Source organism: Kluyvera sp. 1366 (assembly GCF_054823405.1).
Genome location: NZ_JBTRDW010000002.1, coordinates 654,723 through 667,295, shown reverse-complemented (window position 1 = coordinate 667,295; position 12,573 = coordinate 654,723). Strand labels below are relative to the sequence as shown.

The window sequence follows — 12,573 nt, the reverse complement described above, 5'->3', positions numbered from 1 at the left end:
GCGGACATCACTATGCAACCTTTACTGCGCGTAGAGCATCTGAGCAAAACCTTTGTGCTGCACAACCAAAGCGGCGCCACGCTGCCGGTATTGCAGGACGCCAATCTTGACGTCAGCAGCGGCGAATGCGTGGTGCTGCATGGCCGCTCCGGCAGCGGCAAATCCACGCTGCTGCGCGCGCTGTACGGCAACTATCAGGCCAACAGCGGTCACATCTGGCTGCAACATCAGGGCGAATGGATCGACATGGCCAACGCGCCCGCCCGCCAGATTCTGGCGATTCGCCGCCACACCGTTGGCTGGGTCAGCCAGTTTTTGCGCGTCATCCCGCGCGTGCCCACGCTGGAGATCGTCATGCAGCCGCTGCTGGAGCGCGGCACCGAGCGCGCCTTCTGCGAAAAGCGTGCCAAAGAGCTGCTGACGCGCCTCAACGTGCCGGAGCGTTTATGGTCACTGGCGCCGTCCACTTTCTCCGGCGGCGAACAGCAGCGCGTCAACATCGCACGCGGCTTTATCGCCGACTATCCGGTGCTGCTGCTGGATGAGCCAACCGCCTCGCTCGACAGCGCCAACAGCGCTGCGGTGGTGGAACTGATTGAACAGGCGCGCGCCCGCGGTGCCGCCATTGTCGGAATTTTCCATGACGAAGCGGTGCGCGCACGCGTGGCCGATCGCCTGCACGTCATGCAGCCAATGCAAGCAGGAGCAGAAGCATGATCGTCAACAACGTCCAGCTGGTGCTGGAAAACGAAGTGGTAACGGGATCGCTGGAAATCCGTGACGGGCGCATCGCCAGCTTTAGCGACAGCGTCAGCCAACAGCCGGGCGCGCTGGATGGCGAAAACGCCTTCCTGCTGCCGGGTTTGGTGGAGCTGCACACCGATAACCTCGACAAGTTCTTTGCGCCACGTCCGAAGGTGGATTGGCCAGCCTATTCGGCTATGAGCAGCCACGATGCGCTGATGGCCGCCAGCGGCATCACCACGGTGCTGGATGCGATTGGCGTCGGCGACGTCCGCGATGGCGGCCATCGTCTGGATAATCTCACCAAAATGATCGACGCGATTCAGGACAGCAATCGCAAAGGCATTAACCGCGCCGATCACCATTTGCATCTGCGCTGCGAGCTGCCGCACAACACCACGCTGCCGCTGTTTGAAGCGCTGATCAACACCCCGGAGCTGTCGCTGGTGTCGCTGATGGATCACTCGCCGGGCCAGCGCCAGTACGCCTCGCTGGAGATGTATCGCACCTATTATCAGGGCAAATATCAGCTCAACGACGAGCAGATGGATCAGTTTGAGCGTGAGCAGCTGGCGCTGGCCGCCGAGTTCTCCACGCCTAACCGCAACGCCATCGCCAGCTTGTGCCGTTCACGCGGCATTCCGCTGGCCAGCCACGATGATGCCACGGCGGCGCACGTTGCCGAATCGCATGAGGTCGGCAGCGCCATCGCCGAATTTCCCACCACGCTGGAGGCGGCACGCGCATCACGCAACTGCGGCATGCAGGTGCTGATGGGCGCGCCCAACATCGTGCGCGGCGGTTCGCACTCCGGCAACGTGGCGGCGGCAGAACTCGCCAGCCATGGCCTGCTGGATATTCTCTCCTCCGACTATTATCCCGCCAGCTTGCTCGACGCGGTGTTCCGGCTGGTGGCCGATGAGCGCAACACGCTGACGCTGCCGCAGGCGGCCGCGCTGGTGACCCACAATCCGGCGCGGGCGATTGGCCTGCAGGATCGCGGGCGCATCGCCGAAGGACTGCGTGCCGATTTGGTGCTGGTGCATACCGATCATGGTCATTCGCACATTCGTCACGTCTGGTCGCAAGGCAAGCGGGTGTTCTGATGGCGCGCCTGATCTGGCTTACCGGGCCTTCGGGCGCGGGCAAAGACAGCCTGCTGAACGCGCTGCGCGAAGCGCCGCCGGAGAATCTGCTGATCGCCCATCGCTACATTACGCGCGCCGCCGATGCGGGCGGCGAGAACCATGTGGCGCTAAGCGAAGCCGAGTTTCGACGGCGTGAGGCGCTGGGTTTGTTCGCCGTCAGCTGGCAGGCGCACGGCATGTATTACGGGCTGGGCAAGGAGATCGATCTGTGGCTGGCGCGCGGAATGAACGTGCTGGTGAACGGTTCGCGCCTGCATCTGCCGATGGTGCAGCAGCATTACGGCACGCAGCTGCTGCCGCTGGTGTTACAGGTTTCGCCAGCGGTGCTGGAAGCGCGTTTGCGGCAGCGTGGGCGCGAGTCAGAAGCGGAGATCGCGCAACGGCTGGCGCGTGCCGCCGAACCGCTGCCCGCGCACTGTTATGCGTTGAATAATGATGGTGCGTTGAGCGAAACACTGCTAACGCTGCGCCAGTTGCTGACCGATCCAGCCGCTGTCACCGTTTAATCATTTTACTGTCATCAAGCTTTCATCCGTTTTGCCCGTAATAGCGTGCAATCAACAGCTCAGAAGAGATGGAGTGCAACATGGCACAGGCATTACTGAAAACCGTTGTCGACAATCCCTTCCCGCACGTTACTGGGCAGGGCAACAAGGTGCTTTCGGTGCAGGGATTGTGCAAAGCGTACGGCGCCAACCAGGTGCTGGATAACGTCAGCTTCGATCTGCATGCGGGCGAGCTGGTGGCGGTGATTGGCCGCTCGGGCGCAGGCAAATCGACACTGTTACACATGCTCAACGGCACCATCACCGCTTCACAGGGCGCGATCCTCAGCAATCGCCACGGCGAAGTGGATCGCGATGTGGTGACGCTGAACAGCCGCCAGATGCGTGAATGGCGCAGCGAATGCGGCATGATCTTCCAGGACTTCTGTCTGGTGCCGCGCCTCGACGTGCTGACCAACGTGCTGCTCGGTCGTTTAAGCCAAACCTCGACGCTGAAATCGTTCTTCAAAGTCTTCTCCGAAACCGACCGCGCTCGCGCTATCGAACTGCTGCAGTGGATGAACATGCTGCCGCAGGCGCTGCAGCGTGCGGAAAATCTCTCTGGCGGTCAGATGCAGCGCGTGGCGATTTGCCGGGCGCTGATGCAGAACCCGCGCATTTTGCTGGCCGACGAACCGGTGGCGTCACTCGATCCGAAAAACACCAAGCGCATCATGGACGTGCTGCGTCAGGTGAGCGAGCAGGGCATCAGCGTAATGGTGAACCTGCACTCGATTGAATTGGTAAAAAGCTACTGCACCCGCGTCATCGGTATTCAGCGTGGCAAAGTGCTGTTTGATGGACATCCTTCCCGGTTGACCGACGGCCTGATGCATGAGCTGTACGGCGACGAAATTAACCAGCTCCACTAACTCCCACAGCAAGAGAAAACCTAAGAATGAAACTGACTTCTTTAGCTTTACTGACTATTGCGATGGCATTTGGCGCAAACGCAGCGGATGCACCAAAAGAGTTGAACCTCGGGATTCTTGGCGGCCAGAACGCCACGCAGCAGATTGGTGATAACCAATGCGTGAAAGATTTCTTCGATAAAGAGCTGCAGGTGGATACCAAACTGCGCAACTCGTCTGACTATTCAGGCGTGATTCAGGGCTTGCTGGGTAACAAAATCGACCTGGTGCTGAGCATGTCGCCAGCCTCGTTTGCCTCGGTTTACCTGCAGAACCCGAAAGCGGTGGATGTGGTGGGCATCGTGGTGGACGACAAAGACGGTTCGCAGGGTTATCACTCGGTGGTGATCGTGAAAGCCGACAGCCCGTACCAAAAGCTGGAAGACCTGAAAGGCAAATCGTTCGGCATGGCCGATCCGGATTCCACTTCCGGCTTCCTGATGCCGAACCAGGCGTTCAAGAAAGAGTTTGGCGGCACGGTGGACGATAAGTACAACAACACCTTCTCCAGCGTCACCTTCTCCGGCGGTCACGAGCAGGACATCCTCGGCGTGCTGAACGGCCAGTTCGACGGCGCGGTGACCTGGACGTCGCTGATTGGCGACCGCGAAACCGGTTATACCTCGGGTGCCTTTGGTCGTTTGATTCGTATGGATCATCCGGATCTGATGAAGCAGATCCGCATTATCTGGCAGTCGCCGCTGATCCCGAACGGTCCGATTCTGGTGAGCAACAATCTGCCCGCTGACTTCAAAGCGAAAGTGGTGGCCACCATCAAGAAACTGGATAAAGAAGATCACGGCTGCTTTGTTAAAGCGGTTGGCGGTGCCCAGCACATCGGCCCGGCTACCGTAGCGGATTACCAGAATATCATCGATATGAAGCGTGATTTGATGAAGGGTACGCGCGGTTAATTTAGTTGGGGTGCTTGCTGTCCCCCATCCCGGCCTTCCCCCACAAGTGGGGGAAGGAGATGCTGCCACATGCGACTTCGGAGCTGCATTTTGCAGCATCTTTCTCCCCCATTAATGGGGGAGGACCGAGGAGGGGGACAGCGAGCACAATCCAGCAAGTCCCCAACCAACAGGAATCCCCCCTTGACCGATTTCGAACACTACTACCAACGCATCCGCCGCCAGCAAAAGCGCGACTCGCTGCTGTGGTCGCTGCTGTTACTGGCGCTCTATCTGGCCGCGGGCAAGATGGCGGAATTTAACCTGCTCACCGTCTGGCAGTCGATGCCACACTTTTTCGATTACATTGGCGAAACGCTGCCGGTGCTGCATCTCCCGCTGCTGTTCGCCGATGGCAAAACCGAGGGTTCGCTGGCCTATTGGGGCTATCGCCTGCACTACCAGCTGCCGCTGATCTGGGAAACGCTCCAGCTGGCGCTGTCGTCCACCATCATAGCGGTGGCGGTGGCTGGCGTGCTGGCGTTCTTCGCCGCCGACAACACCCAAACACCGCGCAGCCTGCGCATGGCGATCCGCGCGTTTGTCGCCTTCCTGCGCACCATGCCCGAACTGGCGTGGGCGGTGATGTTCGTGATGGCGTTTGGCATTGGCGCCATTCCTGGCTTCCTCGCGCTGGCGCTGCACACCGTCGGCAGCCTGACCAAACTGTTCTACGAAGCGATTGAGAGCGCCTCGGATAAACCGGTGCGCGGCCTCGCGGCGTGCGGCGCCAGCAAACTGCAGCGCATGCGCTTTGCCTTTTGGCCGCAGGTCAAACCGACGTTTCTCTCCTACAGCTTTATGCGTCTGGAGATCAACTTCCGCTCCTCCACCATCCTCGGGTTGGTGGGCGCGGGCGGTATCGGGCAAGAGCTGATGACCAATATCAAACTCGATCGTTACGATCAGGTCAGCATCACGCTGTTGCTGATTATTGTGGTGGTGTCGTTGCTGGATACGCTGTCCGGCTGGCTGCGTCGCCGCGTAGTGGAAGGAGACGTATCATGATCGCCCTAGCGCCGGACGTCGCCAAACTCAAGCAGGAGCATGCCGCCCTGTTTGCCGCGCAAAACCGCTATCTGCGCCGCGTCGCGCTGGTGGCGCTGGCCATCGCGCTCTATTACCTGTTCTTTTTCGAGTTTTTTGGCATTGAGTGGAGCCGTTTTCTCATTGGCTGCCAGCAGCTCAGCCGCTATTTCCTGCGTATGTTTGTCTGGCAGGATTTCCTCAACTGGCCGTTTGCTTACTACTTCACGCAGGTCGGGATTACGCTGGCGATTGTGTTTTCCGGCACGTTGACCGCGTCACTGATCGCCTTGCCGGTCTCGTTCCTGGCGGCGCGCAACGTGATGCACGATCCGCTGATGCGTCCGATTGCGCTGGTGGTGCGTCGCGTACTGGATGTGCTGCGCGGCATCGATATGGCGATTTGGGGGCTGATCTTCGTGCGTGCCGTCGGCATGGGACCGCTGGCCGGCGTGCTGGCGATCGTGATGCAGGATGTCGGCCTGCTCGGCAAACTCTACGCCGAAGGGCACGAAGCGGTGGAGCGTTCGCCGAGTCGCGGCCTTAGCGCAGTGGGCGCGAACAGCCTGCAAAAACATCGCTACGGCATTTTCACCCAATCGTTCCCGACCTTCCTCGCGCTCAGCCTGTATCAGATTGAGTCCAACACCCGCTCCGCAGCGGTGCTGGGCTTTGTTGGCGCGGGCGGCGTCGGCCTGGTGTATGCCGAGAACATGCGTTTATGGAACTGGGATGTGGTGATGTTCCTGACCCTGATTCTGGTGGCGGTGGTGATGATCATGGATGTGGTCTCCAGCAAGCTGCGTAAACGTTACATCACGGGGAAAGGGGTGCCGTTGTGGCAGCCTGCCGCGCGCGACTGAGCCGTTCACTGCGCTGCCAGGCGCGTTCCAGCGCCTGCACCAGCTGCGCCTGATGCCAGGGTTTCGCCAGCCGCTCACACAGCGGCAGCGTCACCTGCGTCTGGCGCAGATCCTGGCCGCTGATCAACACCGTTGCCAGATGCGGCCACTGCGCCTGCGCCTGGCGAATCACATCCGCGCCGTTAATGCCGCCCGGCAGCATCAAATCACTGATTAACAGATCGATATCCGGCGTCTGTCGCAGCAGCCTCAGCGCGCTTTCGCCGTCGCCACACTCCAGCGTCAGATAACCCAGTTGATGCAGATGTTCGCACAGCGTTTGTCGCACCGTCGGTTCATCATCCAGCACCAACACCAGCCGATCGTTGCTGGCCTGCGGTACCAGCGGCGGCGGCACGCTGAGCGGTTGCGCCGCTTCGGGCGCGCGCGGTAATAACAGCCGCACGGTGGTGCCTTGTCCTGGCGCGGTTTCCAGCTCAATCTGGCCGCCGGATTGCCGCACAAAGCCATACACCATTGATAAGCCCAAACCGCTGCCGCTGCCGATGGCTTTGGTGGTGAAGAACGGCTCAAACACCTGTTCACGCACCTCGGCCGACATGCCGCAGCCGTGATCGATCACTTCAATGGTAACGCGATCGCGCTTGCCGTCGGCTTCCTGTTTACGCTGATTCCAGATACGCAGGCGGATTTCGCCGCTCTGCTGAGCCATGGCATCGCGCGCGTTGACCACCAGATTGATCAGCGCGTTCTCCAGCTGTCCGGCATCGATCCACGCTGGCCAGCCGGGTCGCTGCGCATCGATCACCAGTTGCTGGCCGGGCAGCAGCGCGTGCTGCAGCAGCGAATGCAGATTATCCACCAGCTCCACCACCGACACCGCGCGCGGATAGAGCGCCTGCTTACGTGAGAAGGCCAGCAAGCGCTGCGTCAGCTGCGCCGCACGGTCGGCGGCCTGACGCGCGCGTTCGATGCGGCTGGCGAGCGTGCCGGGCGGCAGCTGATCGACGGTTAACGCCAGGCTGCCGATGATCACCGCCAGCAGATTATTGAAGTCGTGCGCCAGTCCGCCGGTCAGCTGTCCCACCGCTTTCATCTTCTGGCTGTGCAGCAGCGCTTCCTCCAGCGCCTTGCGCGTGGTGCGTTCCAGCACGGTATTCACCATGCCGCGCCGTGGCACCGGGCTGAAGCGCAGCTCCAGCGTGCGACCATCCGCCAGCCGCACTTCCTGCGCATCGGCTATTCCGTTGAGCTCGACATCGACGCGTTTGAGTAGCTGCTGATAGTGCAAACCGCGATGCAGTTCACGCGGTGCGATGCCGAGCAGCTCGGCATATTGCGCATTCCATACCACCAGCTGACCGCTGTTATCGAACAGCGCAAAGCCGTCGCGCATGGCAAGAAAGGTCGATTCCAGCTGGTTGCTTTTCTCTTTTAGCAGGCGCGAAGTGTGCGCCAGCGAGGCGGTATTGCGCGCAAACACGTTAAAGGCGCGCGCCAGATCGCCCAGCTCATCGCGCCGCGCCAGGCCCGGCACGTTGACGCTCTTTTCACCCTGCGCCAGCCGCGTCATGGCGTGGGCGATGGCGGTCAGACTCGAACCGAGATTGCGGTAAATGTAGTAACCGGCGTACCCGGTGATCAGCAGCGCCAGCAGCATAAACAGGCCGATAAAGCCGATGATCGAATCCAACTCTTCATGCGTCACCGCGCTGCGAGCGTCACTCTGTTGCGCCACCAGCTGCACGTAATGGGTGATGTCGTCGTTGAGCATCGCCACCAGCGCTTTGATGCGATAGGTAGCGTAGGCAATAGCGATATCACTCTGCTCCAGCTGCTGCGCCACCGGCTGCAAATCCGTGCTGGTGGCGATCAGCCGCTGCACCTGAGTATTCAGCGCGCCGTTAAGCCTTAACGCTTGCCACTGGCGCAGCACCGAAGGTAATTGCTGCACTGCGGCCTGCGGCGCGCTGGATTGAATCGCCACGCTGAATAAGCTGTGGGTTTGCTGGCGCAGCGCGGCAGAAGGGGAATCGGTGCGCGTTAGCAGGTCAATGCGATTGAGTAACAGCTGCGATTGCCACAAGCCGCTCAGCATCACGTTGCGCTGCAGATGGCGCTGATGCCCGGCGCGCAGCAACTGATTGATGGTTTGTTCCAGCGTCTGGCTGCGCTCACGAATACGCGCTAGCAGCTGCGGCTGCTGCGCCGCCAGCGGCGCACTTGCCAGCAAGCTCAGCGACTGCTGCAGTTCCCGCTGCGTTTGCTGCAGGCGCGCCGATTCGCTCTGATACTCCAGCGCGCCGACCACCTGCGATAACCGCACCGCCGCAATGGCCACATTGGCGGTGTCGCGCGCCAGCGCCAGGCTGCCGTTCATATCGGCCAGCGTTTGTGCCTGCGCCTGTTCCTGAATGTGACCTGCGTGGCGAAATCCAAAAATCGCGACCAGGCTCACCGCCAGCGTCACCGACATCACCAGCAGATTAAACAGCAGCAGACGGCTACGCGCGCCCGCGTGCCAGTGCAGACTGTGACTCATAGCTGCCACTCCTTACCGCTCAACTGCTGGCGAGTATAGAAGCGCGATCGGGGCGAAATATGACAAATATGAATGGCCGCTGACATTTTCCATTTATCTAAGCAGGTTTTACTCGCTGCAACCTTTGCCAGCAGGAGTCTGTAAATGGATGCCACACCGATACTCTCCATGCGGGGAATCACCCGACGCTTCGGCAACTTCTATGCGCTCAAGGGCGTGGATCTCACGGTCTGGCCCGGTGAAGTGCATGCGCTGATGGGCGAAAACGGCGCGGGCAAAAGTACTTTGATGAAAATTCTGGCCGGCGCCTATACCGCCAGCAGCGGGGAAATTCTTATCGACGGCCAGCCGTATGTCATAAAAGGCCCAAAAGAGGCGTTGGCGGCGGGCATTACCCTGATTTATCAGGAGATCAATCTGGCACCCAATTTGACGGTGGCGGAGAACATCTTTCTCGGCAGTGAAATCACGCGTGGAGGCCTGGTGAAGCGTCGCCAGATGGCGGAAGAGGCGCAGCGGGTGATTGATCGCCTGGGTGCGCAGTTCAGCGCCACCGATCTGGTGAGCCGCCTGAGTATTGCCGAGCAGCAGCAGGTGGAAATCGCCCGCGCGCTGCACCGCAACAGCCGCATTCTGGTGATGGATGAGCCGACTGCCGCGCTCTCCAACCGTGAAACCGAGCAGCTGTTTGCGCTGATTAAACGGCTGCGCAGCGAAGGCATGGCGATTATCTACATCAGCCATCGCATGGCGGAAGTGTATGAGCTGTCGGATCGCGTGAGCGTGCTGCGCGACGGGCAGTACGTCGGCAGCCTGACGCGCGAGCAGCTCAACGCCAGCGAGCTGGTGCGCATGATGGTCGGGCGGCCGCTCAGCGATCTGTTTAACAAAGACCGCGATATTCCGCTCGGCGACATCCGTCTCGCCGTCAATCACCTGTGCGACAAACACAAAGTGCGTCCCAGCAGCCTGTCGGTGCGTGCTGGCGAGATTGTCGGGCTGGCGGGGCTGGTCGGCGCCGGGCGCAGCGAACTGGCGCAGCTGATTTTTGGCGTGCATCAACCGAGCGGCGGTGAGATCTGGATCGACGGCGTGAAAGTGCAGATTCACTCGCCGCGCGACGCCATCGCACGCGGCATCGGTTTTCTCACCGAGAACCGCAAAGAGCAGGGCTTGTTCCTTGAACTGGCGGCGCAGGACAACATTGTGATGGCGACGCTGGAGCGCGATGCCAGCTACGGCCTGCTTAATCGGCGCAAAGGGCAGAAGATCGCCAGCGAGGCGATTGATGCGCTGAACATCCGCGTGCCGCATGCCCAGGTGCGCGCGGGCGGCTTGTCCGGCGGTAATCAGCAAAAGCTGCTGATTTCACGCTGGGTGGCAATTGCGCCGCGCATCCTGATTCTCGATGAGCCGACGCGCGGCGTTGATGTCGGCGCCAAGAGCGAAATCTACCGCATGATGCAGCAGATGGCGCAGCAGGGCGTGGCGATTTTGATGATCTCCAGCGAGTTACCGGAAGTGGTGGGCATGAGCGACCGCGTTTATGTGATGCGTGAAGGCGCCATCGCCGGTGAGTTGAGTGGGGCAGAGATTAGCCAGGAAAACATTATGACACTGGCCACCGGCGCGCAGCCGGTTCAGGCCTGAGGAGAGCGCAATGACCAGTGAATCCGCACGCGTAAAAAGTCCCACCCTCAAGCGCGCGTTAATGAGTGACCTGCTGCAAACCGTCGGCATCCTGCCGATTCTGATCCTGATCGTGGCGGTGTTCGGCTTTGTCACGCCGAACTTCTTCACCGAGGGCAATCTGCTCAACATTACGCGTCAGGCCTCGATCAACATCGTGCTGGCGGCGGGCATGACCTTTGTCATTCTCACTGGCGGCATTGATTTGTCGGTCGGCTCGATGCTCGGCACCACGGCGGTGGTGGCGATGGCGGTGTCGCTCGATCCGGCATTTGCGTCACTGACGATCCCGGCGGCGTTAGGTGCCGGGCTGATTATGGGGTTGTTCAACGGCGTTCTGGTGGCGTGGGCGGGGCTGCCGCCCTTTATTGTCACGCTTGGTACCTACACCGCGATGCGCGGCGCGGCTTATCTGCTGGCCAACGGCACCACGGTGATCAACTCCGACATCAACTTTGAATGGATAGGCAACGGCTATCTCGGGCCGGTGCCGTGGCTGATCATCATCGCTTTTGCGGTGATCGCGCTGTGCTGGTTCATTCTGCGCCGCACTACCTTAGGTGTGCACATTTATGCCGTCGGCGGCAACGTGCAGGCGGCGCGCCTGACCGGCATCAAAGTCAGCGTGGTGCTGCTGTTTGTCTACGCCATGAGCGGCTTGCTATCGGGGCTGGCTGGATTGATGAGCGCCTCGCGGCTCTACAGCGCCAACGGCAACCTTGGCGTCGGTTACGAGCTGGATGCGATAGCGGCGGTGATCCTCGGTGGTACCAGCTTTGTCGGCGGCATCGGCACCATCACCGGCACGCTGATTGGTGCGCTGATTATCGCCACGCTGAATAACGGGATGACGCTGATGGGCGTCTCCTATTTCTGGCAGTTAGTGATTAAGGGCGCGGTGATCATTATCGCGGTGTTGATCGATAAGTACCGGACGCGGCATCACGTGGGTTGAGTTATATCGTGCTTGCTGTCCCCCATCCCGGCCTTCCCCCATAAATGGGGGAAGGAGATGCTGCCACATGCAGCTTCCACACTCACATTTTGCAGCATCTTCCTCCCCCACTTGTGGGGGAGGACCGAGGAGGGGGACAGCGAGCACTAATCATAAAAACCAAAAAGCAGGAGAACATCGACTATGCGTTTTAATCCGATTCTAACCGGACTGCTGGCGGCTACGCTTCTGAGCGCGCCATTGGTGCAGGCCAAAGAGCTGAAATCCATTGGTGTGACCGTCGGCGATCTCGCCAACCCGTTCTTCGTGCAGATCACCAAAGGTGCGGAGCTGAAGGCGCGTGAACTGGCGGGCGACAAGGTCAACGTAACGCTGGTCTCCAGCGGCTACGATCTCGGCCAGCAGGTGGGGCAGATTGACAACTTCATCGCCGCTAAAGTGGACATGATCATCCTTAACGCCGCCGATTCCAAAGGTATCGCGCCCGCGGTAAAACGTGCGCGTGATGCCGGGATTGTGGTGGTGGCGGTCGACGTGGCAGCAGACGGCGCTAACGCCACTATCACCTCCGATAACACCGCCGCCGGCGCGATGGCGTGTAAATACATCTCCGACCGCCTGAAGGCCAAAGGCAACGTGGTGATCATCAATGGACCGCCGGTTTCTGCGGTGCAGAACCGAGTCGAAGGCTGCATGACTGAGCTGAAAACCCATCCGGACATCAAGCTGCTCTCCTACAACCAGAACGCCAAAGGCAGCCGCGAAGGTGGCCTCGAAGTGATGACCGGCCTGCTGTCGGCCAATCCGAAGATTGATGCAGTGTTCGCGATTAACGACCCAACGGCGATTGGTGCCGATCTGGCGGCGAAACAGGCGCAGCGCAATGAGTTCTTTATTGTCGGCGTCGATGGATCGCCAGACGGTGAAGAGGCGCTAAAACGCAAAGGCTCGCTGTTCGTGGCCACGCCAGCGCAGGACCCGCAGGTGATGGCGGCGAAAGCGGTGGAGATCGGCTATGACATCCTGCAGGGCAAGCCCGCGCCGGATAAGCCGGTGCTGATTCCGGTGACGATGATCGATCGTAACAGCGTCAGCAGCTACAAGGGCTGGACGGTGAAGTAAGCAGCCGCTGTCCCTCACCCTAACCCTCTCCCATAAATGGGAGAGGGGACAAATAGCGCCCTCTCCTGCTTGCGG

General features: G+C 60.4%; 11 protein-coding genes. 10 read left to right on the top strand and 1 reads right to left on the bottom strand.

The genetic code is table 11. The features are described 5' to 3' along the window. Positions 1–12: 12 nt before the first annotated feature. The 7 genes from phnL to phnE (ACVLVH_RS06655) all read left to right on the top strand — a co-directional run bounded on the left by phnL (position 13) and on the right by phnE (ACVLVH_RS06655) (position 6,190). Entirely contained in the window at positions 13–717 is a 705-nt protein-coding gene (gene phnL / locus ACVLVH_RS06685) for a phosphonate C-P lyase system protein PhnL (protein WP_498949025.1), read from the top strand. Next, positions 714–1,850, top strand: coding sequence for an alpha-D-ribose 1-methylphosphonate 5-triphosphate diphosphatase (gene phnM / locus ACVLVH_RS06680; protein WP_222233638.1), 1,137 nt, complete (start codon positions 714–716; stop codon positions 1,848–1,850). Before phnL ends, phnM begins: the two co-directional genes overlap by 4 nt. Further along, the gene (gene phnN, locus ACVLVH_RS06675; protein WP_312464736.1) at positions 1,850–2,398 is read left to right on the top strand and encodes a ribose 1,5-bisphosphokinase; all 549 of its coding nucleotides are present in this window, start codon (positions 1,850–1,852) and stop codon (positions 2,396–2,398) included. Before phnM ends, phnN begins: the two co-directional genes overlap by 1 nt. Before the next feature lie 80 nt (positions 2,399–2,478). Next, entirely contained in the window at positions 2,479–3,309 is an 831-nt protein-coding gene (gene phnC / locus ACVLVH_RS06670) for a phosphonate ABC transporter ATP-binding protein (protein WP_101762815.1), read from the top strand. A 26-nt stretch (positions 3,310–3,335) separates the two neighbouring features. Then, complete coding sequence (phnD, locus tag ACVLVH_RS06665; protein WP_312464734.1) at positions 3,336–4,262, top strand: phosphonate ABC transporter substrate-binding protein; 927 nt, start codon at positions 3,336–3,338, stop codon at positions 4,260–4,262. 183 nt (positions 4,263–4,445) lie between these two features. Further along, complete coding sequence (phnE, locus tag ACVLVH_RS06660) at positions 4,446–5,309, top strand: phosphonate ABC transporter, permease protein PhnE (RefSeq protein WP_277973761.1); 864 nt, start codon at positions 4,446–4,448, stop codon at positions 5,307–5,309. Then, positions 5,306–6,190 carry a phosphonate ABC transporter, permease protein PhnE gene (gene phnE, locus ACVLVH_RS06655; RefSeq protein WP_210082086.1) on the top strand — a complete coding sequence of 295 codons (885 nt, stop codon included), beginning with the start codon at positions 5,306–5,308 and terminating at the stop codon, positions 6,188–6,190. Before phnE (ACVLVH_RS06660) ends, phnE (ACVLVH_RS06655) begins: the two co-directional genes overlap by 4 nt. On the opposite strand, the gene ACVLVH_RS06650 is transcribed toward phnE (ACVLVH_RS06655), so the two are convergent. Then, positions 6,144–8,732 (bottom strand): ATP-binding protein, encoded by a 2,589-nt coding sequence (locus ACVLVH_RS06650; RefSeq protein ID WP_498949023.1) that lies wholly within the window; start codon positions 8,730–8,732, stop codon positions 6,144–6,146. The two genes, phnE (ACVLVH_RS06655) and ACVLVH_RS06650, sit on opposite strands and share 47 nt — an antisense overlap. Positions 8,733–8,876: 144 nt before the next feature. Here ACVLVH_RS06650 and ACVLVH_RS06645 point away from each other — a divergent pair, with 144 nt between their 5' ends. The 3 genes from ACVLVH_RS06645 (at position 8,877) to ACVLVH_RS06635 (ending at position 12,498) form a co-directional block, all read left to right on the top strand. Then, on the top strand, positions 8,877–10,382 hold the full coding sequence (locus ACVLVH_RS06645) for a sugar ABC transporter ATP-binding protein (RefSeq protein WP_101762810.1): 1,506 nt from the start codon (positions 8,877–8,879) through the stop codon (positions 10,380–10,382). 10 nt (positions 10,383–10,392) lie between these two features. Then, positions 10,393–11,376 (top strand): ABC transporter permease subunit, encoded by a 984-nt coding sequence (locus ACVLVH_RS06640; RefSeq protein ID WP_192411581.1) that lies wholly within the window; start codon positions 10,393–10,395, stop codon positions 11,374–11,376. 183 nt (positions 11,377–11,559) lie between these two features. Then, on the top strand, positions 11,560–12,498 hold the full coding sequence (locus ACVLVH_RS06635) for an ABC transporter substrate-binding protein (RefSeq protein WP_101762808.1): 939 nt from the start codon (positions 11,560–11,562) through the stop codon (positions 12,496–12,498). The last annotated feature ends 75 nt before the right edge of the window (positions 12,499–12,573 follow it).